This is a genomic window from Bacillus sp. 1780r2a1, from assembly GCA_024134725.1.
GTDB classification, from domain to species: Bacteria; Bacillota; Bacilli; order Bacillales; family Bacillaceae_H; genus Priestia; species Priestia aryabhattai_A.
Genome location: CP099863.1, coordinates 1381225 through 1407829 on the forward strand (window position 1 = coordinate 1381225; position 26605 = coordinate 1407829).

Genomic DNA, 26605 nt, shown 5'->3' on the forward strand with positions numbered 1-26605 from the left:
AGTGAAAGAAGCATTCCAAAAAAGGGAATGCTTCTTTTCTTAGATTTTTTTAGGATGTACATTTGCCTTTTTCAATTCTTCTCTAAACGATTTGATGAGGGAGAAGACCGTAAGTACCAATACGATTGAAAATGGTAGTGCAGCAATAATGGCGGCTGTCTGAAGCGCATCTAATCCACCAGTCCAAAGTAAAATAACGGCAGTTAAAGTTTGAACCAGTCCCCAAATGAACTTCACGGAATTCGATGGATTTAAGTCACCGTTCGTCGTTTGCATGCCAAGAACAAATGTTGCAGAGTCGGCTGACGTAATGAAGAAGGTAGCAATTAAACAAATAGCAATAATGGACATGACCGTTCCGAATGGAAATTGTTCTAATACATAAAAAAGAGCTACTTCTGAACCTCGTTCGTTAATGACATCCATAACCGGTATGTTTTTAAAGTAATCTAAATGAATAGCCGATCCACCGAATACAGAAAACCATAGTCCACCAAATATTGTTGGGACTGCTAACACGCCAATTAAAAACTCTCGAATCGTACGTCCGCGGGAAATACGCGCTATAAAGGTTCCAACAAATGGAGCCCAAGCAATCCACCAAGCCCAATAAAAAATCGTCCAATCCTGAACCCACGTATTGTTATCAAATGGACTTAAGCGGAAACTCATGGATGGTAAATATTGAATATAAGACCCGATTGTTGTGACGAATAGGTCCATTATAAAGTTTGTAGGGCCAGCAAACAGCAAGAACAGCATTAATAAAATAGCTAAGACAATATTGGTATTGCTGAGATATTTAATCCCTTTATTAAGCCCTGTTTGTGCAGATAGCATAAATAGGACTGTAACAGAAATAATGACAATTAGCTGTGTAGTAAAGTTGTTATCAATAGCTGGAGATAAATAAGAAAGGCCACCTGTAATCTGAATGGCTCCCAAACCAAGAGATGTGGCGACACCAAATACCGTTGCAAACACGGCAATAACGTTGATAAGCGTACCTAACCCTCCGTCTAAGCGTTTACCTAGGAGAGGACGCAAAATGTTACTGATTACAAAAGGATACCCCTTACGAAATTGGAAGTACGCAAGTGCCAAAGCAAGCACGGAATAAATAGCCCAAGGATGTAATCCCCAGTGAAAAAAAGAATACCGCATGGCCGCTCTAGCAGCTTCTGCTGTATTTCCATCTCCGGAAGGGGGCGTATGAAAATGGTTAATAGGTTCAGAAGCTCCCCAGAATACTAACCCAATTCCCATCCCTGCACTAAACAGCATGGCAAACCAAGATATATAGCTGTATTGAGGTTCGTCTTCTGTCTTACCTAACTTAATATTCCCATAGCGTGAGAAAATTAAAAATAGCGTAAACCCTAAAAATAGGGTAGCAGCTAATAAGTAATACCAGCCAAATTTTTCAATAATAAATTGATGAATAGAATTGGTAACAGGTGTTAAAGCAGCACTTCCAAGGGTGCTTTCTGGAATGACTCCCCAAATAATAAACAAAACGGCAATAATAACAGAAAACAAAAACACTGGCGTCAGCTTTTTCAATTAGCTCGCACTCCTTTCGTGAAACAAATCTCTTATGTACAGTTTCTCTTTTAACCTTTTTTACTATACATGAAACCATCTTTATGATGTCTCTATGCAATACGATTCATCTTTCGTTTAAGACAATGTCAAAGAGGACAAAATGACGTAATAATAGAAAGGGGAGTCCGTATGAAAAAAAGAGTATGGCTAACTGTAGCAGTTTTAATGGCGTGTACCGTCTTTTTATTTATGAAGTTAAGTACCGAAGAAAAAGTAGGGTATGTATATAAGAAAGGAAAACCCTATTTAGATATGACGACTGAATCACTTGCTTATAATTCTGTATACAGCCCAATTGATCGTCAGCTTCAGCTTGTTGTTGCAGACAACGTTTACACATTTATTGAAAATGTACCCGTAGTCCAGATCAATAATGAACTTGTTCCACTTGCAAAAAAAGACTTTTTTATTCAAAACAACCGAGCTTTTTTGTCAGCATCATTTTTGGAAAAACATGAACCTAGCTACGTTAAAATGAAGGCATCTTATGCTATTTTAAAATCATCTGAAGCAAATGAATCAGCAGCTCAAGCTGTTAGTACTAGGCAGTTTACAAGAGAAGAAGTAATGCAATATATGAGTGGGTTAACATCGCCGTTAGAAAATGCCAAAGCAGATACGTTTCCTTCTCATTTACCAGGAGCTAATCGTACATATCGTCATGGCTTTCATGAAGGGTTAGATTGGTATACATACTCAGCAGGGGTAGTTGTCAATAAAGAAACTGAAGTATACGGAATGGGGAAAGGAAAAGTGGTACGGGTAGATCATGATTATAAGCCTTATAAATCGGTCGAGCAGCGAAATAAAGATTTAGCATATTGTAAAGAGGTTCAAAAGACTCCTGCTTATATTCTCGATAGGCTGCGTGGGAGACAAGTATGGATTCAATATGACAATGGCATGCAGGCACGATTTGCTCACCTGAATCAAGTCGATTCAGAGTTAAGCGTAGGTGACGCGGTTACAGAAGAGACGTTAATTGGTTATGTTGGCAATTCAGGTACAAGCGGAGAGGTGCAAAAGGATAATACAGAATTACATTTGCATGTGGACTTGCTAATTAACGGTACGCTGTTTTGGAAAGGGTTATCACAAGAAGACGTTAAGCATGTATTAATTAGCCAACTGAACAATAATGAATAGCTTATCTTATAAAGGCATACATATGTGTATGCCTTGTTTATGTTTGAATGTCGAAAAAAGACGGTTGAAAAAATAAATGTGACATACTAATTTGGTATTGACAGAATAAATGTTACATACTATTATAATATCAAGAAGAATAAAACGCTTTCAAAAATCTTTGAAACCAAAGGGGAGTTATACATGGGAACTATTGTATGTCAAACTTGCAACTGCACAATTGAACATTTTGAAGATGAGAAAGTGACGCGATTATATTCAAAATGTAAAGATGGAGAATGTCAAGCAAACCATGAAGATTTAGACTAATAAATAGAAAAAGGTGCGCATTATAGCGCACCTTTTTTATTGAATTGCTTTATGTTCTTTAATTACACGGAGTGTTTTTAGTTCAAAATCTTCCGGACCTTGAACGGGTAGACCAGCTTCTAAGTTTGTTTGAATATAACTCAAATTCTCTTCTGTAATAATTTCTCCAGGAATAAAAATTGGAATTCCTGGTGGATACACCATCACGAACTCAGCAATAATTCGACCAGCTGATTCGTGGAAGGGCACGACCTCCGTTTCAGCATAAAAAGCATCGCGAGGAGTAACTGCTAAGACTGGAATGTCAGGGAGTAAGATAGCTGGTTTTATTGCTTTTTCAGCTAAATGATGAACGTCCCTCGACAGCTGCTGTAAAGCATTAAGTAAGCGATCGATGTCTTCTTTGCTGTCTCCTGGTGTTACAATACATAAAACGTTATATAAATCGGACATTTCAACTTCAATATTGTGTGTCTCGCGCAGCCACTTCTCCACGTCATATCCTGTAATTCCAAGGTCTGATACGGAAATAATAAGCTTTGTAGGATCTAAATCGTACGTTGCTTTTGTTCCTAAAATCTCACGACCAATACAGTGAATATGTGCGATTTTGTTAAGCTCCGTGCGCGCATACGCAGCTAATGCAATGGCTTGATTAGCTAGCTTTTCACCTTCTGTAGCTAATCGTTTACGAGCTACGTCCAAAGAAGCCAGTAAGACATACGATGTAGAAGTCGTTGTTAACATACTTAGGATTGCTTGAACGCGCTGCGGCGATACAAGCCCCTCACGAACGTTTAAAATAGAACTTTGGGTCATTGATCCCCCAAGTTTGTGAACACTTGTAGCAGCCATATCTGCCCCTGCTTGCATAGCTGATAGCGGTAGCTCATCGTGGAAATGAATATGAACACCGTGAGCCTCATCAACCAAAACAGGTACCTTATAAGAATGAGCTACTTCAACAATTTTACGTAAATCACCTGAAATTCCGAAGTAAGTTGGGTTAATAACGAGTACTGCTTTTGCATCGGGATGCTGAGCTAGTGCTTTTTTAACCGCGTCAGTTGTAATTCCATGAGATATACCAAGATTTTCATCAATTTCCGGATGAATAAAAACAGGGGTAGCTCCAGAAAACACAACGGCGCTCATAACGGATTTATGAACGTTTCTAGGAACAATGATTTTATCTCCGGGTCCACAAGTTGTCATGACCATTGCCATGATAGCTCCGCTTGTTCCTTGAACAGAAAAGAAGGTATGATCTGCTCCGAACGCTTCAGCGGCTAAGTCTTGCGCTTCTTTAATAATGCCTTTTGGCTGATGTAAATCATCAAGTGGACCAATATTAATTAAATCAATTGAAAGTGCGTTGTCGCCAATAAAATCTTTAAATTCAGGGTCCATACCGTTTCCTTTTTTATGACCAGGAATATGAAACTGAGTAGGATTTTTTTTTGCATGTTCCACTAACCCTGTGAATAATGGAGTTGAGAATTGAGAAGTCAACTTTGCTAAACACCTCTTTAATAAAATAATGAGTGGAGCCAGCTTTTGTATGAAGGTCTCCCGTGCGCTATATTGCTATAACTAAGAATCAGTGGAGATTCATTCTCCACTGATTAAATGTGCATGACATGTAAACTGTTTTATAAAAATAAAAACAATAAGAAGAAATGTAATTTCATACGTTTTCTTCGTTATGTATTCAATAAAACAAATGAATTATAGCACTTATTAATATGTTTGCAAAGGGATTTTTTAAACATATTCGCATTATAAGAAATGAATGTAAGCTTGTGCATAGTGATAAAGTTTTGTGAAGCTGAATTCATATGATAAAGTATTATTTGAAAGTCCTAGGACAAATACATAAAAAAGTGAGCGGAGGAGTTAGATGGAATATCAATATCCTATCTCCCTTGATTGGAGTACAGAAGAAATTATTGATGTGGTTAAATTTTTTGAAAGCATTGAAAAAGCGTATGAAAAAGGAATTGAACGTGAACAGCTAATGAGTATTTACCGTCGATTTAAAGAAATTGTTCCAAGTAAAGCAGAAGAAAAAACAATTTGCAATGACTTTGAAGATCAAAGTGGATATTCATCTTATCGAACAATTCAACAAGCAAAAGCCGGAGAATCTGGTGACATTATTCGTATGAAGAAATGAAGAAAAGCCGCAAGATTGTTCTTGCGGCTTTTTTTTACGCGTGCGCTTTTTTACTTAGTTCATATAAAGGAGTCAACGTCTTAAATGTATCATCAATTAAATCAATCCATTGTTGGCCAGTCATGTTAACTGCTTCTTCTTTTGATACGTTAATTCCGCATAAAATCTCTGCTTTTTTAACATGTTCTAATCGCTCAAATAATCCCTTAAGTTCTGTCTCAGACAGGGCGCTCATTTTTTCAACAGCGGGTTTTGTATGGTCTTTTGACCAAACGAATGATTGAGGAATTTTCTCTTTAATGTGGTCTATTTGGTCAGCGAGTATTCTGCCGTATACAGACTTAATTGGTGCTTCGTATATAACTGCAAACCAAACGAAAACGTGAGTACCCCAAAGGCCAATTTGGAAGTGCGGCAACATCTTATAGCCACGTTTATTAGGAGCGAATGCTACCCATGTATCTTTTGGTGGATTAACCGTTCTACGCGCATGCTTTGCTACATGGACAAACATTTCATTGCCCGTTAATGAGGAAAGTGTAGGAGCAAAATGTGTACTTAATTCTTCGAATTTAGGACGGATTTGTGTTTTTATTGCTTCCATACGTTCATCTAAACCATCTATTGTAAATACGTTAAAATCAGCTTCTGAAAATCCTGCAAACAAATTCAATACCTCCAATATCTAATAATAGATAATTCATCTCATATTTCGTAGTGATTTTACCATAGAAAGGGCATAATCACCAATTTATTCGCATATGCTTGTCAAAAACACGTCTATCATTTTTTTATAGGTAATCACACAATTTAGTTACATGAAATTGTGCTTCAACATAGACTATACTAATCTAATAAAATTCTGAAAATTTAGTTTTATTGAAGCCGTTTGGAGACCATTCATTATTATTGAGAGGGGTGTTTCATCAATGAAACAAGTGGTGAATATGTATAAGAAGAATGATGGGCAAAAGAGACTAGGAGTTATTCGATTAGAGCTTGATTACGAATTAGCTACGCTTTATGAGGCAATGGTTGAAAATAATGAAGAGAAAAAGAATCAGTGCAAACAAAAGCTAGAAAAGCTTCGTCAAGAAATGATTGCTCTGCAATAAAGATAGCTTACTCTGGAATGAGAGTAGAAAAAACTGGCGAATATAATAGTAAAGGGAATGGAGAGAAGGGAGAGTACTTCTCTCCTTTGTTCTGTGAATTGACATCTTGCAATCGTTTTTTTAAGCTTAATATAAGACATCTAAAAAGAGGGGGAATAATAAATGAGCGATTTTTGGAATCAAGTTGATACATATGCAAAGCAATGGATTAAAGAAGCAGGTAATCGAATTAAAGCTTCTTTTAGTAGAGAGCTCATGATTGAAACAAAATCAAACCCTAATGATTTAGTTACCAATATGGATAAAGATATTGAACAGTTCTTTATTTCGAAGATTAAAGAAGTATTTCCAGACCATCGTATCTTAGGTGAGGAAGGGTATGGCGAAAAAATTGAAACATCTGAGGGGGTTATTTGGGTCATTGACCCGATTGATGGAACGATGAACTTTGTTCATCAACAGCGAAATTTTGCTATTTCCGTAGGTATTTTTGAAAATGGAGTTGGACAAGCTGGATTCATATATGATGTTGTACATGATGAGCTGTACCATGCTAGAAAAGGGAAGGGAGCATATATAAATGATCAACAGCTACCGCCTTTGAAGCAAGTTAGCATTGAAGAGTCTATTGTCAGCTTAAACGCAACGTGGGTAACGGAAAACAGAAGAATCGATCCATCTGTGCTTTCACCTCTGGTAACACGTGTGAGAGGAACAAGGTCGTATGGGTCCGCAGCGATTGAACTTGCATATGTTGCATCAGGAAGGTTAGACGCTTATATTACGATGCGCTTAGCGCCGTGGGACTTCGCAGCAGGGAAAATTTTAATTGAGGAGCTGGGGGGCGTCGTAACCGATTTAAAAGGGAAGCCTTTAGATATTTTAGACAGAAGCAGTGTATTTGTCGCAAAGCCGGGTTTACACGAAGAAATTTTGTCTACGTATCTTTCTAAGTATAAAGGCTAAAAAAAACACCCTTAGAATAAAATTGTTCCAAGGGTGTTTCGTTTTTTCTCTCTCATTTAGAAAAAAATTATAGCTGATTTTTTTCACGCATTTTCTTTTTCGTTGTAAATCCGAAGCCCATAATTGCAACGAGGACAACGAGAGATCCAATTACACCGATAGCGCTTCCTTCCCCGATAAATATACCAATTGCCATAATTGAGAACGTTGCTAGCATTGCATATAAAACAAATACCCACTTAATGTTTTTCATGTTGATTCCTCCCAAATTTATTCAATAAGTATAGTGTACAACAAAATCATTCAGCAATTCTAGATTTAGTGTGATATAATAGCTTAGTTATTACAAGCATAGGAGTGAAATGCGTGAACATTCGTAAAGATTTACGTAATATTGCCATTATTGCCCATGTAGACCATGGGAAAACAACGTTAGTAGATAAATTATTACATCAGTCCGGAACTTTCCGTACAAACGAGCACGTGGAAGAGCGTGCGATGGACTCAAATGACCTAGAGCGTGAGCGTGGAATTACAATTTTAGCTAAAAATACAGCTATTAATTATAAAGATACGCGTATCAATATCATGGATACGCCAGGACATGCCGACTTCGGTGGAGAAGTTGAACGTATTATGAAAATGGTAGACGGTGTTCTACTTGTTGTTGATGCGTACGAAGGTTGTATGCCTCAAACACGTTTTGTATTAAAGAAAGCATTAGAACAAAAATTAACACCAATTGTTGTTGTAAACAAAATTGACCGTGACTTTGCTCGTCCAACTGAAGTTGTTGATGAAGTGATTGACTTATTTATTGAGTTAGGTGCAAGCGAAGAGCAAATTGAATTCCCAGTTGTATACGCATCAGCAATTAACGGAACTGCAAGCGTAGATCCTGAGAAGCAAGATGACAACATGGAAGCATTATTTGATGCAATTGTTGAACACATTCCAGCACCAGTTGACAACAGCGAAGAGCCGCTTCAATTCCAAGTAGCGATGCTTGATTATAACGATTACGTTGGTCGTATTGGAGTAGGACGCGTATTCCGCGGAACAATGAAAGTAGGACAGCAAGTTGCTTTAATGAAGCTTGATGGTTCAGTTAAGCAATTCCGCGTAACGAAGATGTTCGGTTTCCTAGGATTAAAGCGTGTAGAAATCGAAGAAGCAAAAGCTGGAGATCTAATTGCCGTATCGGGAATGGAAGACATTAACGTGGGTGAAACGGTTTGTCCGTCAGAACATCAAGAAGCACTTCCAGTATTACGTATCGATGAGCCGACATTACAAATGACGTTCCTAGTAAACAATTCACCGTTTGCAGGACGTGAAGGTAAATTTGTTACATCTCGTAAAATTGAAGAGCGCTTAATGTCTGAACTTGAAACAGACGTAAGTCTTCGTGTTGAAAACACGGACTCTCCAGACGTATGGGTTGTATCAGGACGCGGTGAGCTTCATTTATCTATTTTAATTGAAAATATGCGTCGTGAAGGCTATGAAATTCAGGTGTCAAAACCAGAAGTAATTGTACGTGAAATTGATGGCGTACGCTGTGAGCCTGTAGAGCGCGTTCAAATCGACGTACCAGAAGAGCATACTGGTTCTATTATGGAATCTATGGGTGCTCGTAAAGGTGAAATGGTTGATATGATTAACAACGGAAATGGGCAAGTTCGCCTTATTTTCATGGTACCAGCTCGTGGATTAATTGGATATACAACAGAGTTCTTATCATTAACTCGTGGTTTTGGTATCATCAACCACTCATTTGATAGCTATCAGCCAATGCAAGCTGGTCAAGTTGGCGGACGTCGTCAAGGTGTACTTGTATCAATGGAAACAGGGAAATCATCAACTTACGGAATCCAAGGTGTAGAAGACCGCGGTACAATCTTCTTAGAGCCAGGTACGGAAGTTTATGAAGGAATGATCGTTGGTGAGCATACGCGCGAAAATGATCTTGTTGTTAACATTTGTAAAATGAAACAAATGACAAATATGCGTTCAGCTAATAAAGATCAAACAACAGGTATGAAAAAGCCTCGTATCATGTCTTTAGAACAATCTCTTGAATACTTAAACGATGATGAGTATTGTGAAATTACGCCAGAATCTATTCGTTTACGTAAAAAGATTCTAGATAAAAACGAGCGTGAAAAAATCGCGAAAAAGAAAAAATATGCTGATATGAAATAAGCAGTAAAAAAGTTGCTAAAGCGCTATGCTCTAGCAACTTTTTTGCTTTTTATAGAGGTGAAAAACCCTTTATTGTCGAATATTGTATATGTTGATAAGAAAAGAAGTCTACCTCAAAAACGAGACGTTGGTAGAATGACATAGAAGGAGGGAAACTAGGGTGAACGTAGAAGATCGTCTGTCTTTTTTTGCAGCTTTATATCGTGTTGATAAGAACTCGGATGTGGGAATGTGGATGCTTTATCTTACGATTTTATTGCTGTCAATTGTTGTATATAAATTGGGGTTTGCGAAAAAATTGCCTCTTTTAAAATCCATTATCATTTACTTGTTTTTAGGATTCGGCTGTACTGTTCTTACGTTTTTAGGTATCTTTTTGCCTGTAGCAGAAGGGTTAGTTGTGGCAGCGCTTATTTTAATTATTTATAAGATTCGGCTGTATCAATCTAAAAAAGAAGACTCAACGATAAATATGTAAAAGCCGCTAAGCACAAATCTTAGCGGCTTTTATAAATGAAGCTACATATCCATAAAGACAGAGCAAAAAGAATATGGCCCACCGTCCAATAGAAGAAAGCCAACATGTCATCAATACGTGGAGTATCTTTAATCGCTAAAGCTGTAAGAGGAAAATATAAAGGAATGGTAGGTAAAGTTAAAAAAATGGCTACAATAAGCATGCGGCCTGAAGATAAGTAATGAAATCGATTTTGGATCCACATAAAAACAATTCCAATAACTACTGCAATGACTAGATGAAAACAAAATTCAATCCATTCAGACCATTTAATGTCTCCTATAAAGGGGATAAAATCGACGTTTAACAAGAGTGTATAAACCTTTTTAGACGTCAGCTGCTCTATCCATTTTAAGATCAAACCTAGCACAGTGCCGCTTATTACTCCTACAACCATTCCTTTATAAAACATGCTTACCAGTCCTCCTCCGTTTGTTTGGATTGATATAGCTTAAAGTTTCCGGTAGCAATTCGTTCTTTTGTACGCTCTTCAATACGTTCTGAGCATTCATTGCACATATATGTATGTATAGGACGATTACGAAGTCTTTTTGCTACAACCGTTTCATCCTCAATTGATTCAATTTTATCGCATAGAACACATTTTACTCTCATCTGTCTCACCTCTTTTTCTCTATACAACATTCTAGCCCAAAGTACGTTGTTTATAAAGCTGTAAAATGTATTTAGTCATTATTTTAACGTAAAGCATTTATCTTTAAGCGTATAAACGGCGTAATCTAAAGATAAGTGCCCGGAATAGTTCACCAATGTAAAAGTTTTGAAAACAAGGAAAAGTAAGCAGGTAAAAGGATTCTCTGTCTAGAAAACAAGTAAGTATACATAAACGGGGGGAGGGATATAAATGGCAAATGAAGTTGAATCCAGTTTAGTCGAAGCACTGTACGAAGAGCTACAAGCAGAACGTTTTGTAACAGTTTCAACCGTTGATTACGAAACAAAAGGACCAAATGTAAGTGCCATTTCATGGATTTATGCTCCAACCAATGAAATCATCCGTTTTGCTGTCGCAAGCAAGTCCCGAATGGTTAAAGATATTTCGCAGTGTAAGGATGTTGTTATTAATTTAATTGCAAATGAATCTTGCTACGCTATCAAAGGACAGGCAGTTGTTGCGCAAAAGCGAATGGAAGACGTTCCAATTAAGCTGGCGCTGATTGAAGTAAGCATAAAAGAAGTAAGGGATGTTATGTTTTATGGGTCTAAAATCTCTGTCAATCCGACTTATGAAAAAACGTATGATCCAATAGCTGCTTCTAAATTAGATAAACAGGTAATGAGTGCATTAAAACAAGCTTAGCATAAACTAAGCTTGTCCATTCCTTATTCATTCTTTTGAAGATGATGATTTGATTGTTTTTCTTGCTTATCTCGTAATTGTTGCTGCTGCTCATTGTTTAACTTTTCATCATTTGTTTTAGTAGGTTCTGGATTACGGCGAATTTCTTCCGCTACTTCTGGCATCACGCGATTTACGATGGCAGCAAGTTCATCGAGAAAGCCTGTAACTGGTCGACCACGTCTAATTTCTCTGGCAATTTCTTTTAATCGCGTTACGGTATCAGGATCGGCAATAACAACGGAATTTGCTCCGTATGGGTCTGCTTTTAAGCTTTCTGCTACCGTATATTTAATCGAACTTACTTCGGAGCGATCAATTTCATTATTTACATCAATACCAACGATTGCATATTTTCCTAACACAATAACAGTGGCATCATTTACGTTTGGAACGCTTGTTGCTAAGCCTACAAGATGCTGAGAAATTTGCCCAGCAGAGCGTTTTGTTGTAGTTTCAGGCGTTGAGTTTTTCACCTGAACGATGCGGTCTGTTTTTTGTCCTTCTTCAATCTGTGATTGATTGTTGTTACAACCTGCTATTGCAAAAAAAGCTAAGCTAGCAATAAGTAATCCTTTTTTCATTGGGAGATACCTCCTTTGGTAATGGCTCATTTTTTGTAGCAATTTGTGTTTAGTTTTCAATAGTTCTTCTATCTTTATGCATATGTTCATATATTTAAAGCAAATGGTCCGTCCATTCACTCGAACTTCACGCGTGCGGTTTACATAAGATAAAAGTGAATGGATTCCTTGTTACACTCCTTAACTGGAAACCAAATGGAGTAGGAGGCTGAGTTGTTGGGAAAAATCTACGTTTTAGATACAAATGTGTTATTGCAAGATCCGCATTCAATCTTTTCATTTGATGATAATGAAGTTGTAATACCAGCTGTAGTATTAGAAGAAGTAGATTCAAAAAAGAGAAATATGGATGAGGTTGGAAGGAATGCGAGACAAGTATCAAAGCTCATTGATAACTTGCGTCAACATGGGAAATTACATGAGAAAATTCCTTTGGAAAATGGGGGACATTTACGAATTGAGCTCAACCACCGTTCATTTCATCAACTACAGGAAATCTTTGTAGAGAAAACAAATGATAATCGTATTTTAGCGGTGGCAAAAAATTTGTCGCTCGAAGAGGAAACCAAGGAAGATGGTCGTGAAGTTATTCTTGTTAGTAAAGATGTATTGGTACGCGTGAAGGCCGATGCGATCGGTTTGAAAGCAGAGGACTTCTTAAGCGATCGAGTTGTCGAGTTTAACAGTATATATACAGGATTTGTGGAAGTGTATATTCCTAGAGAAGTGTTAAATCATTTCTATGAGAATGGGGAGATTCTCACGTCTCAAATTGCAAATCATCCATTCTTTCCAAACCAATTTCTCGTTATGAAAGATGCATTTGGAGGTTCAGGTTCGGCTATTGGTATCGTAGATCAAACCGCTACAAAAGTAAAAAAACTTCTCTTTGAATATGACCATATTTGGGGAATTAAGCCGCGAAATGTTCAACAAATCATGGCCCTTGAATTACTTTTACGAGATGATGTTCAGCTTGTTACCCTTATTGGAAAAGCTGGAACCGGTAAAACGTTATTAGCTTTAGCATCAGGATTAATGCAAACAGAAGATTTAGGTTGCTTTAAGAAGTTGTTGGTTGCACGTCCAATTGTACCGGTAGGAAAAGACTTAGGTTTTTTACCAGGTGAAAAGCAAGAAAAGCTTCGACCATGGATGCAGCCGATTTATGATAATTTAGAGTATTTATTTAACACAAAAAAACCTGGGGAACTGGATGCTATCCTAGCGGGCCTTAGTTCAATTGAGGTAGAAGCCCTTACGTATATTAGAGGAAGAAGTATTCCAGAACAATTCATTATCATTGACGAAGCACAAAACTTAACAAAGCATGAGGTTAAAACAATTTTAACCCGCGTTGGTGAAAAGAGTAAAATTGTGCTGATGGGTGACCCTGCTCAAATAGATCATCCATATCTTGATGAATACAATAATGGATTAACATATGTAGTTGAAAAATTTAAAGAACAGAAAATATCAGGTCATGTAAGGCTAGTTAAAGGGGAACGTTCAGGTCTCGCACAGCTAGCTGCTGATATTTTATAAGTAGAGAAAAATGAGCGCGCAGCTTTTCCAGTCTGCGCGCTCGTTCATTATGTAATAATAATTTCTTTTAAGTACGTAAGCGGTTTGTTGCGGTTAGAGCCGTCGCGCTCATAAACATGTACTGGGCCATCTTCTGTTAATGGCTTTCCATTTTTGCTAAAACCAAAAATAAGCGTTTTAGCCTCTTCTAGTGGGTAGCTAACGGACTGATTAGCTGTTACAAACGTAACGGCTGTTGCACCTTCTAGAGGCTCAGCATTTTTCAAAAAAGGAGCAAAAGAGATACCGAACGTACCGTTCAATAATTTTTGTTTTTCGTATTTTTTTTCTGTTTTTAAAGTCGGTGGGAATACGGCTCCTTCTTGAATTTCTCGATCCCAATGTTTTGAAACAGCCTTTGTGTATTGTTCATTTTCATCTACGTTTTCGATTTCAATATCAAAAAAAGTAGTTAAGTCTACTTTTCGATCATCAAAAATCCAAACTCCAGGATCTAACGTAAGGGGATAACGTACTTTCCCATGTAGCGAAATAATTGAATTCATAAAAACGCCTCCTTACTAAAAGTATAAGCGCTTTCTTGTAATTTGTCATCCATACTCGGGATTTTGGTAGAAGTACTAAAATAGAATGTGCTATAATAAATCTATATTAATAAAGCGAGAGTTGCGATGAATAATACGCGTAATTTGTAAGAGAATTCGTAGGTCTGATGACATGCATGTTAGTTCTTGCTTTTTTACGAGTAAAGCCTTACTATTAAGAGATAGATTAGGTAATCGCTCGGAAACGGAGGGATTGAGTTTGACGCCTGAGACAATGATAGATCATCGTGAAAAAGCTTATGCATTGTTAAAAGCTGATGCAGATAAGATTTTGCAATTAATTCAAGTTCAAATGGATAACTTAACAATGCCACAATGTCCTCTTTACGAAGAGGTTTTAGATACACAAATGTTTGGTTTATCAAGAGAAATTGATTTTGCAGTTCGTTTAAATTTAATTGATGAGCATGTCGGAAAAACATTGCTAGATCGACTTGAGCGTGAACTTTCTGCATTGCATGAAGCGTTTACAAAAAAATAAAACACACGGTGAAACTCAAACTATTAGAAGGATAGTTTGAGTTTTTTGTTACAGCTCGTTTACATTCTCACGTGAGAAAAGCGAAAGCAGATAATATATAGTAAAATGAGTAAAGGCATCACTTATTAACGTTTAAAGGAAGAGGTTTATGCTAAAAAAAATCTTTAAGCACTATGATTATTCTATCATTATTACCATTGCGCTCCTTTGCACCATTGGCCTCGTGATGGTATACAGCTCTAGCATGATTACGAGTATTACGCGATATGGACAGGACAGTGATTTTTTCTATGTTAAACAAAAAGGCTGGCTTATCATTGCGGGAATCGTATTTTTAGCAACCATTTTATTCCCGTACAAGCTGTACCAAAAGCTTCTACCTTTAGCTGTTCTTGCTACGTTTGGGCTCTTGGGGCTTGTGTTTTTAATGGGACATACGGCAGGAGGCGCTCAGAGCTGGTTGAAGTTAGCTGGAGCGAGTTTACAGCCCGCTGAGTTTGCCAAATTAACGGTTATTTTATACTTAGCGCTTGTATTAGGAAAACGCCAAGAATACATAAATGATATTAAGCGTGCTTTTATTGGCCCGATTGGCTTAACAATGGGTATATTCATATTCGTAGCAATTCAACCTGATTTAGGAACAGGTATGATTATTTTAATTATTGCTGTTGCAATCATGCTTTGTTCGGGCATATCTCGAAAAACATTTTTTAAGCTTATTTTATTAGGGATTGTCATGTTAACTATAATGGGAACAATTGGTGTGTTAACAGGGCAAGTGACTGAAAATCGTGTCGGACGTTTTACAGGAGCATCAGATCCATTTCAACACGCACAAGGTGTGGGGTATCAGCTTGTAAATTCTTATTTAGCTATCGGTTCTGGTGGCTTAAAAGGGCTTGGTCTGGGTGAAAGCGTGCAGAAGTATGGCTATCTCCCAGAGTCACATACCGATTTTATCATGGCGGTTATTGCAGAAGAGCTTGGTTTCTTTGGCGTATTTCTTGTTTTAGGTTTACTAGGCTTTTTAATCTATCGCATTCTGACCCTTGCCAAACGATCAACCGACCCTTTTGCTAGCCTTATTTGTATCGGTGTAGCAACCATGCTTGGAATTCAAGCGTTTATCAATCTAGGTGGTTTAACCGGCCTTATTCCGATTACGGGCGTAACGCTTCCGTTTATCAGCTATGGTGGATCTTCGCTGCTGAGTTTAATTATTGCAATGGGGATTGTCGTTAATATTTCGTTCTTTGTTAACTATCAAGAAAAAAATAGCAAAAAGGCGAACAATGTTGTTTCTTATCCGAATAATGCTAATCCTGACTTATCTTAACATTCGGATATATATATCATCTCAAAAAAGCAAAAATGAACGGGTAATTTATAACTTTCCGTTCATTTTTGCTTTTCTTTTATCCAATTTTGCTATATATTGAAGTTTATATAAAGATTGAAGGGAGAATTCGATGTGAGTCTGGTAACTAAAAAAATAAAAAAAGTACTAGTTGCAAATCGTGGAGAAATCGCAATTCGAGTATTTCGAGCTTGTACGGAGCTAAATATTCGAACGGTGGCAATTTATTCAAAAGAAGATGCGGGTTCCTATCACCGATACAAAGCAGATGAAGCATATTTGGTTGGTATGGGTAAAAAACCAATCGATGCATATTTAGACATCGAAGATATTATTAAAACGGCAAAGCTACATGATGTTGATGCGATACACCCTGGCTACGGTTTTTTGTCAGAAAATATCCAATTTGCAAAACGTTGTGAAGAAGAGGGCATTATATTTATTGGACCAAAGTCTAAGCATTTAGATATGTTTGGAGATAAAGTAAAAGCTCGTCATCAAGCAATTCAAGCCAATATCCCTGTCATTCCAGGAACGGATGGACCAATTGATTCATTAGATGAAGCAAAAGAATTTGCTGCACAGCACGGGTATCCTCTCATGATTAAAGCGGCTTTAGGTGGAGGCGGTCGCGGCATGCGCGTCGTTCGCGATGAAGCAAGCCTAGCAGAATCGTATGAACGTGCTAAGTCAGAAGCGAAAGCTGCATTTGGAAGCGACGAGGTATATGTGGAAACGCTTGTTGAAAACCCAAAACATATTGAAGTGCAGATTTTAGGGGATCACAGCGGAAATGTTGTTCATTTATATGAGCGTGATTGTTCCGTACAGCGTCGCCATCAAAAGGTAGTAGAAGTTGCACCAAGCTTGTCGCTAAGTGAAGACCTTCGCGATCAAATTTGTGATGCTGCGGTACAGCTTATGGCTAACGTGAGCTACATAAATGCGGGTACTGTAGAGTTCTTAGTTTCAGGTAAGGAGTTTTACTTTATTGAAGTAAACCCTCGGGTACAGGTGGAACACACTATTACAGAAATGATTACAGGTGTTGATATCGTTCAATCTCAAATTTTAATTGCAGATGGTTATGATCTTCATAGTGATGTTGTTGCAATACCGAAACAAGAAGAAATTATCACGCATGGTTATGCTATTCAATCTCGTGTAACAACAGAAGATCCACTAAACAACTTTATGCCAGATACGGGTAAGATTATGGCGTATCGTTCAGGCGGTGGATTTGGCGTGCGTCTTGACACGGGCAATAGCTTCCAAGGAGCAGTCATTACGCCTTACTACGATTCTCTTCTTGTAAAAGTAACAACGTGGGCCTTAACGTTTGATCAAGCAGCGTCTAAAATGGTTCGTAACTTAAAAGAATTTCGAATTCGTGGTATTAAAACAAATATTCCGTTCCTTGAGAACGTGGTCAAACATGAAAAGTTCTTAACGGGAGCATACGATACGTCCTTTATTGATACTACGCCAGAATTATTTGTATTTCCTAAGCGTAAAGACCGTGGTACTAAAATGCTAACGTACATTGGAAATGTTACGGTTAACGGTTTCCCAGGGGTAGCTGAAAAGAAAAAACCAATCTTCACAAAACCTCGCGTTCCTCAATTAGACTTATCGATGCCAGTACCAAATGGAACGAAGCAAATCTTAGATGAACAAGGTGCTGAAGGGCTTGTTAACTGGGTGAAGGAGCGTAAGGAAGTACTTTTGACAGATACCACGTTCCGAGATGGACACCAGTCTTTACTAGCAACACGTGTGCGTACAAATGACTTAAAACAAATTGCTAATCCAACAGCAAGACTCTTACCGGATTTATTTTCTCTTGAAATGTGGGGAGGAGCGACGTTTGATGTAGCGTATCGCTTTTTGAAAGAAGACCCTTGGGATCGTTTATTGACGCTCCGTCAAGAGGCGCCAAATGTTTTATTCCAAATGCTACTGCGTGCGTCAAACGCTGTAGGATATAAAAACTATCCTGATAACGTTATTAAAGAGTTTGTAGAAAAATCAGCGTATGCAGGAATTGACGTGTTCCGAATTTTTGATAGCTTAAACTGGGTTGAAGGTATGACGTTAGCGATTGATTCCGTACGACAAACAGGTAAAATTGCCGAAGCAGCAATGTGCTATACGGGCGATATTTTAGATCCATCTCGTCGCAAGTATGATTTAACGTACTACAAAAATCTTGCAAAAGAACTAGAGCAATCTGGGGCCCATATCTTAGGGATTAAAGATATGGCAGGTTTATTAAAGCCTCAAGCAGCTTACGATTTAGTATCTGCATTAAAAGAAACGGTGGATATTCCAATTCATCTTCACACGCATGATACGAGCGGAAACGGGATTCTAACATATGCCAAGGCAATTGAAGCAGGCGTTGATATTGTGGACGTAGCAGTAAGCGCAATGGCAGGTTTAACATCGCAGCCAAGTGCCAATTCGTTATATTACGCTTTAGAAGGAACGGAGCGTAAGCCAAAATTAGACATCCAAAACCTTGAACAGCTATCTTACTATTGGGAAGATGTACGTAAGTACTATCAAGATTTTGAAAGTGGCATGAATGCTCCACATACGGAAGTTTATGTTCATGAAATGCCAGGTGGTCAATACAGCAACCTTCAACAGCAGGCGAAAGCAGTTGGTCTTGGAAACCGCTGGGATGAAGTAAAAGACATGTATTCACGTGTGAACCAGTTATTTGGTGATATTGTCAAAGTAACGCCTTCTTCCAAAGTTGTAGGAGACATGGCTCTGTTTATGGTTCAAAATAACTTAACGGAAGAAACGCTATTTGAACGTGGTGAATCATTAGACTTCCCTGATTCAGTTATTGAATTATTTGAGGGGTATTTAGGTCAACCACACGGTGGGTTCCCTGAGCAGCTTCAACAAATTATTTTAAAAGGTAAAAAGCCAATTACGGTGCGTCCGGGTGAACTGTTAGAAGATGTTGATTTTAATGCCCTTAAGGAAAAGCTATTCCATGAGTTAGGACGTCAAGTTACAAGCTTTGATGCCTTAGCCTATGCTTTATATCCGAAAGTATTTATGGATTATCACAAAGCCGTTGAGCAATATGGTGATATTTCCGTACTTGATACGGCTACTTTCTTATATGGAATGCGCCTTGGAGAAGAGGCTGAAATTGAAATTGAAAAAGGGAAAACATTAATTGTTCGCCTTGTATCAATCGGAGAAGCGCAAGCTGACGGTAATCGTACAATCTACTTTGAATTGAATGGTCAACCTCGTGAAGTTGTCATTAAAGATGAAAGTGTGAAGACAACGGTTGTATCAAAAATGAAGGCTGATCCAACAAATCCAAATCAAATTGGAGCATCTATGCCTGGAACAGTCATTCGCGTTATTGTTGAAAAAGGTGATAAGGTATCAAAAGGTGACCACCTCATGATTACAGAAGCAATGAAAATGGAAACAACGGTACAAGCACCGTTTGATGGTATTGTGAAAAATATTCATGTAGGAAGTGGAGAGGCGATTCAACCAGGCGACTTACTTGTTGAATTTGAAAGCTAAAAAAAGTACGAGCAGAATTTCTGCTCGTACTTTTTATTTTGTCTTTTTACTGCGGGTAGCTAGGAGAGTCAAGTAGCTCAAGACGCCGAATAATAGAGAGATAATTAAAGCGTGCGCTAAAGCTAATCCTAAGTTTAGACGAGTAACCACAACGAGCATACCTGAAATAGCTTGAAGTGTTACTAACACCAAAGCAATTAGCCAGCTATAATAAATGTTCTTTTGGTCACGATAGTGCTTAAATGCATGAATAAATGCAATTAAGATCCAAACAAAAATCAAAGTAGCAGCTGTGCGGTGTCCCATTTGAATCCACTGGTTAATATCCCCTGGCAGCCAATTGTTTGCATTGGAGCAAAATGGGATGTCAGGACAAGCTAGGCTTGCTTCTTTATGGCGTACCAGCGCTCCTGTATAGACAACAACGTACGTATAAAGGATAGACCCATAAATATGCTTTTTCATAGTGGAACCGATGACGACGCTGTCTGCATCAAACTTTTTATCAACCTCAAAAATGATGAGGGTTAATAACAGAACGGATGCAAATGAAATTAGTGAAATTCCAAAATGTAGTGCAAGTACGGCATCCGATTGTCCCCACATAACTGCAGCGGCACCGATTAGCGCTTGCAAAACTAAGAAGAAAAATGAGATAAAAGCAAGTGGTCTTACCTCACGAATATGCCCTAGTGCAATCCAAGCCCATACACAAAGTAAAAGTACTAAGATGCCTGAAGCCCCCGATACAAGTCTGTGACTAAGCTCAATGACGAGTTCAAATGTTATGTTGCTGGGTATTAGTTCACCGTTACATAGAGGCCAGGAGTCACCACAGCCATCTCCTGATCCAGTTTTGGTTACAAGTGCTCCTCCAAGTAAAATCAGGAGCATTGCTAACGTTACAATAACCGAAAGCCCTTTTAATCCACGTTTCAATGTATTCACCTTCCTAAAGTATGATAATTAGTCCGCTAAACGTTTCCTTTAGACAGGAAGACGAATGGAAGTACATGGCTAAGATGAGAGCAAACGCTTTAAGGTTTCATTGAAAAAGTTTGAATAAACTCCCATAAGCATGTATTCATTTGTTATAATGGTAGAAAGTGTAAGGTTGTATTGGTAGAAAGATAAGTTATTAAACTTATTCGACAAGATACAACACCTTATTCTACTTATAATAGTATACAATAATCAAGTAGAAGATAGGGTTTTAGACAAGGTGACAAAAAAAATCCATATTTATTTCAAAAAAATTTCACATAAACTTTCCAAAATATGCTTTAATAAACAGGAGAAATATAGTGATTTACATCTTTACATGTTCATACATCAGGCTGTAAGATTTCAGAAATCTGAAACAAATGTGAAATGTTTGTGAATGGATGGTTTTTGTGATGTCAAAACTGTAAACGGATTCTTCATACCACTGCTTCAACAACATATGCTTACCTAAAGAGACCGCTAAGAAATCATCTATTTTGCGTAACGAGCTCCTAGACACCGTAGTCCTACATAAAAATTTAAATACAGGGGATTTCTTCTAATCTAGAATTTATTATAGAAGGAAGAAAGTTTATTTATAGCAGCTGTCTGCTATAAATAAGAAAATCACGTCCATGAAAGAGAGGTTGGAAAAGCTATGAGAAAATGGCGATTAAACTTTCGTGTTTTATCGTTGTTTAGTCTGGTAGCCGTGCTATTAGCTGGCTGCGGAGAGCCTTTTTTATCAACGCTTCGTCCTGCAGGTGAAGTGGCAGAAAAGCAGTATTCACTTATGCTGCTTAGTACAGCAATTATGGTTCTTGTAATTATTGTTGTTACAATCATCTTTGTGTATGTAGTTGTGCGTTTTAAACGCCGCAAAGGTGAGGAAGATGTGATTCCGAAACAAGTAGAAGGAAACCACAAGCTAGAAATTCTTTGGACTGTTATTCCTATTATTCTACTTGTTATCCTAGCAGTTCCTACAGTAGCTGATACGTTTAAATTAGCTGATGTGAAAGGAATGGAAAAGGAAGACGCCATTGTCGTCAATGTAAGAGCTAACTTGTATTGGTGGGAGTTTGAGTATCCAAACCAAAAAATTATTACATCCCAAGACCTTGTTGTGCCAACGGATACAAAAGTGTATTTTAACGTGAAAGCCTCAGATGTCAAACACTCCTTTTGGATTCCTTCAGTGGGCGGAAAAGTAGACACGAATACAGAGAATGAGAACAAGTTTTGGCTTGTGTTTGATTCAGAAAAAGCTGAAAGCGCTAACGGACTTTTTTATGGGAAGTGTGCAGAGCTATGTGGTCCATCTCACGCCTATATGGACTTCAAAGTTAAAGCTCTTCCAAGTAAAGAGTTTGATACATGGGTTAGCGATATTAAGGATGTAAAACCAGACGTATCGACTGCTTCAGCAAAAGCAGGGGAAGAAATTTTTACAGAAAGCTGTATTGGCTGTCACGCTGTTGAAGCGCAGGATGGTCGACCAGAACAAGCGCGTCAGGCTCCAAATCTAGCTGGATTTGCAGATCGTGAGCGTATTGCAGGTGTTTTAGAACATAATGAAGAAAATTTAAAACAATGGCTCAAAAACCCTGAAGAAATTAAGCCAGGAAACAAAATGAGCAATACATATCCTGACTTAACAGATGAACAAGTCGATCAGCTAACCGAGTATTTATTGGAGCTGAAAGAAAAATAAACGGTAATTAGCTTTCAAAAGGGGAGGTCTAGCTATGAGTACGCTCACTCAAAAAAGGGGTATAGGGGCGACGATATGGGACTATTTAACAACCGTTGACCATAAGAAAATCGCCATTTTGTATTTAATTGCGGGAGGTTTTTTCTTCATAGTTGGAGGGATTGAAGCACTTTTTATTCGAATTCAACTGGCTGTTCCTGAAAATAACTTTGTCGCAATGGGAACATATAATGAAATCTTAACAATGCACGGTACAACGATGATTTTCTTAGCAGCCATGCCGTTGTTATTTGCGCTAATGAATGCAGTTGTACCGCTTCAAATCGGCGCTCGTGACGTAGCATTTCCATTTTTAAATGCACTTGGCTTTTGGCTATTTGCTTTTGGTGGATTGTTTCTAAACTTAAGCTGGTTTATAGGAGGTGGAGCACCTGATGCAGGCTGGACATCATACGCTTCACTATCGCTGGCATCGCCTACGCACGGAATTGATTTTTACGCATTAGGTCTACAAATTTCCGGTGCCGGAACGCTGATTGCAGGTATTAACTTTCTTGTTACAATCATTAACATGAGAGCACCTGGTATGACTTACATGAGAATGCCGCTGTTTACATGGACTACATTTGTGGCATCAGCACTTATTTTATTTGCATTTCCTGCTTTAACTGTTGGATTATTTTTAATGATTTTTGATCGCTTGTTTGGTGGGAATTTCTTTGATCCAACGATGGGTGGAAACACGATTATTTGGGAACATTTATTTTGGATTTTCGGACATCCAGAAGTATACATACTAATCTTACCAGCATTTGGAGTTTTCTCTGAGATTTTACCAACGTTTGCTAGAAAGAGACTGTTCGGATACTCTTCTATGGTGTTTGCAACAGTGCTAATTGGGTTTTTAGGATTCATGGTTTGGGCTCACCATATGTTCACGACGGGCCTTGGGCCAATTGCAAACGCAATCTTCGCAGTAGCGACGATGGCGATCGCTGTACCAACAGGAATTAAGATTTTTAACTGGCTGTTTACGCTTTGGGGAGGAAGTATTGAATTTACATCACCGATGCTGTACTCTGTAGCGTTTATTCCATCATTCGTTATTGGTGGTGTGACGGGTGTTATGCTTGCCGCGGCACCAGCGGACTATCAGTTCCATGACACGTATTTCGTCGTTGCTCACTTTCACTATGTTATTGTAGGGGGAGTTGTGTATGCTCTCTTTGCAGGAGTAACGTTTTGGTGGCCAAAAATGTTTGGTCGTATGCTGAATGAAACGCTTAGTAAAATTACGTTTTGGCTATTCTTTATTGGATTCCACTTAACGTTCTTTATTCAACATTTCTTAGGTTTAATGGGTATGCCTCGTCGTGTAGCAACATTTTTACCAGGACAGGGCTTAGACCTTGGAAATGCAATCAGTTCAGCTGGAGCAATCTTTATGGCAGTGGCGACAATTGTATTAATTATTAACGTAATCAAAACAAGCATTAACGGACCAAAAGCAAAAGGTGATGCATGGGGAGAAGGGCGTACGTTGGAGTGGGCAATTTCATCTCCGCCACCAGAATACAACTTTAAACAAACTCCGCTTGTCCGTGGATTAGACACTTTCTGGTTAGAAAAACGTGCTGGAAACAAAGACGGTATTACACCAGCTGAGCCGCTTGGTGATATTCATATGCCAAACTCATCAATCATTCCATTTATTATCTCCTTTGGTTTGTTTGTTTCAGCATTTGGCTTCTTGTTCCGTAACGACTATGGTTGGGGAGACTTAGTCGGAATTATCGGCTTAGTGATCACCTTTATCTCCATGTTCTTCCGTTCATGGATTGATGATCATGGCTATCATATTCATAAAGAAGACTTGCTTGATGAGGAGGCGAAATAAAGATGGAAGCAGAACAAAAGTTAACGCCTGAAACTTTTCCAGATTCGCCTGAGAAATCAACCCTTGAAGGGAAAAATAAGTTCATAGGATTTTGGCTTTTTCTTGGGGGAGAAACAGTACTTTTTGCTTCGCTTTTTGCAACTTACTTAGCGTTAAGAAATTCAACGCATACAGGTCCAAAAGCAGAAGAGTTATTTGATATTACGCTTGTATTTATTGCCACAATGATTTTATTAACAAGTTCATTAACAAGCGTATATGCAATGTATCATATGAAAAACTTTAATTATAAGAAAATGCAGCTCTGGATGTGGATTACTTGGCTGTTGGGGTTAGCATTCTTACTATTAGAGATTTATGAGTTTAAGCATTATGTTCATGAAGGCCATACGTTTACGAGTAGTGCATTTGGATCTGCATTTTATGCTTTAGTAGGAACACATGGAGCTCACGTAACGTTTGGATTATTGTGGATTGGTTCATTACTTATCCGTAATTCAAAACGAGGCTTGAATTTATACAACGCGCCAAAGTTTTATGTAGCAAGCTTATACTGGCATTTCATTGATGTTGTATGGGTGTTTATTTTTACAGTTGTATACTTAATGGGAATGGTGGGATGAAGAGATGGCAACAAATCATTCTGACACAGGTAACCCAAAGGTAGACTTACAGTATCGTAAGAAGAAAAACGCTGAAGATATGCGAATGCAGTTAATCTCGTTTGCGTTAATGATTTTCCTTACGCTCGTAGCTTTTTTTGCAGTATGGAGCGATAGCTTTACCGGGTGGTTTACCGTACCAGTTATTATTTTGTTAGCAGTTGTGCAAGTTATCTTTCAGCTTTATTACTTTATGCATATGAATCATAAAGGACATGAAGTGCCAACGATGTTTCTATATTCAGGAGTGCTTGTAGCACTTATAACAGTTTGGGCATTTGTTACAATTATTTGGTGGTAAGTTAAAGAAGAGCTAGCGCTTGCTAGCTCTTTTCAAGCATGTACGATTGGCAACTAAGTAAAGGAGGGACGGATTGTGATTAATAATTTAAGAATGTTTGGATTCGAAGCGCTATGGAGTCCGTATTTCTTCTTGGTTATTTGTGCGGTTACAGTTGTTTATTTGCTGTTCACAGGTCCGTATCGATATAAGGTTGAAGGAAGTAAAGAAGTTGATCGCAAAACAAAAGCGTTTTTTATATCTGGAATGGCGCTGCTATACATATGTAAAGGCGGTCCGTTAGACTTACTAGGGCACTTGATGTTTAGTGCACATATGGCTCAAATGGCATTGGTTTATTTAGCTATTCCACCTTTACTTATCCTTGGAACACCCCCATGGATGGCGCGATTAATAGTTCACCAAAAAGGTCTTAAGCCAGTGTTTCGCTTTTTGACAAAGCCACTCATTGCTTTGCTGGTCTTTAACGGATTATTTTCCCTTTATCATATCCCGCTTATTTTTGACACTGTGAAGACGGATATGACACTTCACGCAATTATTAGCATATTGCTATTTATAGCTTCTTTTTGCATGTGGTGGCCACTTTTAAACAAGCTAGAGGAGTATCAGACATTAAATGGCGTGAAAAAAATTGGTTACATTTTTGCTGATGGAATGTTATTAACTCCTGCTTGTGCGTTAATTATATTTGCTGATACGTCGCTGTATGCAACATATACGGACTCACAGGCATGGGTGAATGCTTTAGCACTTTGTGTATCACCAGACGTTATTCAAGCAATGGGTGCATTAGCTCCAGAAATGTTTAACGTATTGCCTCCGGTAGAAGATCAGCAGCTTGGTGGTGTCATCATGAAAATTATTCAAGAAATTGTATATGGTATCATTCTTGGTTATACCTTTTTTAGGTGGGCAAAGAAAGAGCGTGAAAAAGATAAGAAGCAGGAAATGGAACTCGAAGCAGGTTATGATACTTCATCTCCGATTTCTTCTCAATAAAAAGAGTGCTTACAGTGTTGTAAGCACTCTTTTTATTAGGAAGCTTGAACGCTTTGAAGTTCAGAATGAATCTGGCTTAAAATTCGCTTACATTGATCAACTAGCGTAGAAGGAAAGTTTTCCCCTTCTCCATACTCTACGCCGTGCGGATAATAGTGTTTACCAAGCAATGGCGTCATAAATTGAATTAACGCATGTCTGCCGCCAATATCTCCTTCAGCAGCATAACCTTGTACGCGCAAATAAAAGGTATGGTGCTGAATTTCAAACTTTCGATCATACGTTACCCGCTCGTAGTCCCACTGTCCAGCTCGCACTAGTCCAAATCTGCTCATAATTTCATCAGCATGCTCTAAATCAACTTTTACATCAGTAAAATCCACATCTTCTAATTTCATTCCATTTCCCCCTTTAAACCAAATGTTTCTCCCATTTTCATCATAGTATGATTGGATAAAACTTGCAATGCTTATCCGAATTTTCAGTTAAAAAGACCAAGAAATCTTA

27 protein-coding genes are annotated in these 26605 nt (G+C 38.1%); 17 read left to right on the plus strand and 10 right to left on the minus strand.

From position 1 onward, the window contains the following. Positions 1 to 39: 39 nt before the first annotated feature. Complete coding sequence (locus NIZ91_06925) at positions 40 to 1563, minus strand: BCCT family transporter (protein ID USY56380.1); 1524 nt, start codon at positions 1561 to 1563, stop codon at positions 40 to 42. Positions 1564 to 1734: 171 nt separating this feature from the next. Here NIZ91_06925 and NIZ91_06930 point away from each other — a divergent pair, with 171 nt between their 5' ends. Next, positions 1735 to 2751, plus strand: a complete 1017-nt coding sequence (locus NIZ91_06930) for a M23 family metallopeptidase (protein ID USY56381.1) — start codon at positions 1735 to 1737, stop codon at positions 2749 to 2751. 183 nt (positions 2752 to 2934) lie between these two features. Then, positions 2935 to 3060 carry a GapA-binding peptide SR1P gene (locus tag NIZ91_06935; GenBank protein USY56382.1) on the plus strand — a complete coding sequence of 42 codons (126 nt, stop codon included), beginning with the start codon at positions 2935 to 2937 and terminating at the stop codon, positions 3058 to 3060. A 36-nt stretch (positions 3061 to 3096) separates the two neighbouring features. Here NIZ91_06935 and NIZ91_06940 read toward each other — a convergent pair whose 3' ends face one another. Next, positions 3097 to 4572 carry an aminotransferase class I/II-fold pyridoxal phosphate-dependent enzyme gene (locus NIZ91_06940; GenBank protein USY56383.1) on the minus strand — a complete coding sequence of 492 codons (1476 nt, stop codon included), beginning with the start codon at positions 4570 to 4572 and terminating at the stop codon, positions 3097 to 3099. Positions 4573 to 4960: 388 nt separating this feature from the next. Between NIZ91_06940 and NIZ91_06945 the strand changes: the two genes are divergently transcribed. Then, positions 4961 to 5236 (plus strand): UPF0223 family protein, encoded by a 276-nt coding sequence (locus NIZ91_06945; GenBank protein ID USY56384.1) that lies wholly within the window; start codon positions 4961 to 4963, stop codon positions 5234 to 5236. 34 nt (positions 5237 to 5270) lie between these two features. On the opposite strand, the gene NIZ91_06950 is transcribed toward NIZ91_06945, so the two are convergent. Beyond that, complete coding sequence (locus NIZ91_06950) at positions 5271 to 5903, minus strand: DUF1054 domain-containing protein (protein USY56385.1); 633 nt, start codon at positions 5901 to 5903, stop codon at positions 5271 to 5273. A gap of 262 nt (positions 5904 to 6165) precedes the next feature. Here NIZ91_06950 and NIZ91_06955 point away from each other — a divergent pair, with 262 nt between their 5' ends. Beyond that, positions 6166 to 6351, plus strand: a complete 186-nt coding sequence (locus tag NIZ91_06955; protein USY56386.1) for a hypothetical protein — start codon at positions 6166 to 6168, stop codon at positions 6349 to 6351. A 162-nt stretch (positions 6352 to 6513) separates the two neighbouring features. Beyond that, positions 6514 to 7317 (plus strand): inositol monophosphatase family protein, encoded by an 804-nt coding sequence (locus tag NIZ91_06960; GenBank protein USY56387.1) that lies wholly within the window; start codon positions 6514 to 6516, stop codon positions 7315 to 7317. Between the two features lie 67 nt (positions 7318 to 7384). Here NIZ91_06960 and NIZ91_06965 read toward each other — a convergent pair whose 3' ends face one another. Further along, positions 7385 to 7570: a YlaF family protein gene (locus NIZ91_06965; protein ID USY56388.1), complete on the minus strand. Its 186-nt coding sequence runs from the start codon at positions 7568 to 7570 to the stop codon at positions 7385 to 7387. A gap of 113 nt (positions 7571 to 7683) precedes the next feature. On the opposite strand from NIZ91_06965, the gene typA reads away from it, so the two are divergent. Further along, entirely contained in the window at positions 7684 to 9522 is a 1839-nt protein-coding gene (gene typA, locus NIZ91_06970; GenBank protein ID USY56389.1) for a translational GTPase TypA, read from the plus strand. A 160-nt stretch (positions 9523 to 9682) separates the two neighbouring features. Then, on the plus strand, positions 9683 to 10000 hold the full coding sequence (locus NIZ91_06975; protein USY56390.1) for a YlaH-like family protein: 318 nt from the start codon (positions 9683 to 9685) through the stop codon (positions 9998 to 10000). Positions 10001 to 10019: 19 nt separating this feature from the next. Here the strand turns inward: NIZ91_06975 and NIZ91_06980 are convergent, their stop codons facing one another. Further along, a complete protein-coding gene (locus NIZ91_06980) occupies positions 10020 to 10451 on the minus strand; it encodes a hypothetical protein (protein USY56391.1) in 432 nt (143 codons plus the stop codon). A 2-nt stretch (positions 10452 to 10453) separates the two neighbouring features. Further along, positions 10454 to 10654 carry a YlaI family protein gene (locus NIZ91_06985; protein USY56392.1) on the minus strand — a complete coding sequence of 67 codons (201 nt, stop codon included), beginning with the start codon at positions 10652 to 10654 and terminating at the stop codon, positions 10454 to 10456. A 250-nt stretch (positions 10655 to 10904) separates the two neighbouring features. Between NIZ91_06985 and NIZ91_06990 the strand changes: the two genes are divergently transcribed. Then, positions 10905 to 11360: a pyridoxamine 5'-phosphate oxidase family protein gene (locus NIZ91_06990; protein ID USY56393.1), complete on the plus strand. Its 456-nt coding sequence runs from the start codon at positions 10905 to 10907 to the stop codon at positions 11358 to 11360. Positions 11361 to 11383: 23 nt separating this feature from the next. Here the strand turns inward: NIZ91_06990 and NIZ91_06995 are convergent, their stop codons facing one another. After that, complete coding sequence (locus NIZ91_06995) at positions 11384 to 11983, minus strand: YhcN/YlaJ family sporulation lipoprotein (protein USY56394.1); 600 nt, start codon at positions 11981 to 11983, stop codon at positions 11384 to 11386. A 216-nt stretch (positions 11984 to 12199) separates the two neighbouring features. Here NIZ91_06995 and NIZ91_07000 point away from each other — a divergent pair, with 216 nt between their 5' ends. Beyond that, the gene (locus tag NIZ91_07000; protein USY56395.1) at positions 12200 to 13528 is read left to right on the plus strand and encodes a PhoH family protein; all 1329 of its coding nucleotides are present in this window, start codon (positions 12200 to 12202) and stop codon (positions 13526 to 13528) included. A 47-nt stretch (positions 13529 to 13575) separates the two neighbouring features. On the opposite strand, the gene NIZ91_07005 is transcribed toward NIZ91_07000, so the two are convergent. Further along, the gene (locus NIZ91_07005; GenBank protein ID USY56396.1) at positions 13576 to 14073 is read right to left on the minus strand and encodes a peptidyl-prolyl cis-trans isomerase; all 498 of its coding nucleotides are present in this window, start codon (positions 14071 to 14073) and stop codon (positions 13576 to 13578) included. Between the two features lie 259 nt (positions 14074 to 14332). On the opposite strand from NIZ91_07005, the gene NIZ91_07010 reads away from it, so the two are divergent. The 3 genes from NIZ91_07010 to pyc all read left to right on the plus strand — a co-directional run bounded on the left by NIZ91_07010 (position 14333) and on the right by pyc (position 19538). Next, positions 14333 to 14614 (plus strand): YlaN family protein, encoded by a 282-nt coding sequence (locus NIZ91_07010; protein ID USY56397.1) that lies wholly within the window; start codon positions 14333 to 14335, stop codon positions 14612 to 14614. Between the two features lie 148 nt (positions 14615 to 14762). Further along, the gene (locus NIZ91_07015) at positions 14763 to 15953 is read left to right on the plus strand and encodes an FtsW/RodA/SpoVE family cell cycle protein (protein USY56398.1); all 1191 of its coding nucleotides are present in this window, start codon (positions 14763 to 14765) and stop codon (positions 15951 to 15953) included. A gap of 141 nt (positions 15954 to 16094) precedes the next feature. Further along, the gene (gene pyc / locus NIZ91_07020; protein ID USY57110.1) at positions 16095 to 19538 is read left to right on the plus strand and encodes a pyruvate carboxylase; all 3444 of its coding nucleotides are present in this window, start codon (positions 16095 to 16097) and stop codon (positions 19536 to 19538) included. A gap of 33 nt (positions 19539 to 19571) precedes the next feature. On the opposite strand, the gene NIZ91_07025 is transcribed toward pyc, so the two are convergent. Beyond that, complete coding sequence (locus NIZ91_07025) at positions 19572 to 20477, minus strand: heme A synthase (protein USY56399.1); 906 nt, start codon at positions 20475 to 20477, stop codon at positions 19572 to 19574. Between the two features lie 703 nt (positions 20478 to 21180). Between NIZ91_07025 and coxB the strand changes: the two genes are divergently transcribed. The 5 genes from coxB (at position 21181) to ctaG (ending at position 26098) form a co-directional block, all read left to right on the plus strand. Continuing rightward, positions 21181 to 22236 (plus strand): cytochrome c oxidase subunit II, encoded by a 1056-nt coding sequence (gene coxB / locus NIZ91_07030; protein ID USY56400.1) that lies wholly within the window; start codon positions 21181 to 21183, stop codon positions 22234 to 22236. Positions 22237 to 22270: 34 nt separating this feature from the next. Then, complete coding sequence (ctaD, locus tag NIZ91_07035; protein ID USY56401.1) at positions 22271 to 24133, plus strand: cytochrome c oxidase subunit I; 1863 nt, start codon at positions 22271 to 22273, stop codon at positions 24131 to 24133. A gap of 2 nt (positions 24134 to 24135) precedes the next feature. After that, on the plus strand, positions 24136 to 24756 hold the full coding sequence (locus NIZ91_07040) for a cytochrome (ubi)quinol oxidase subunit III (protein USY56402.1): 621 nt from the start codon (positions 24136 to 24138) through the stop codon (positions 24754 to 24756). A 4-nt stretch (positions 24757 to 24760) separates the two neighbouring features. Next, positions 24761 to 25096, plus strand: coding sequence for a cytochrome c oxidase subunit IVB (gene ctaF / locus NIZ91_07045; protein ID USY56403.1), 336 nt, complete (start codon positions 24761 to 24763; stop codon positions 25094 to 25096). 75 nt (positions 25097 to 25171) lie between these two features. After that, complete coding sequence (gene ctaG / locus NIZ91_07050; GenBank protein USY56404.1) at positions 25172 to 26098, plus strand: cytochrome c oxidase assembly factor CtaG; 927 nt, start codon at positions 25172 to 25174, stop codon at positions 26096 to 26098. Positions 26099 to 26133: 35 nt separating this feature from the next. On the opposite strand, the gene NIZ91_07055 is transcribed toward ctaG, so the two are convergent. Continuing rightward, a complete protein-coding gene (locus NIZ91_07055; protein USY56405.1) occupies positions 26134 to 26496 on the minus strand; it encodes a YugN-like family protein in 363 nt (120 codons plus the stop codon). Positions 26497 to 26605 lie beyond the last annotated feature (109 nt).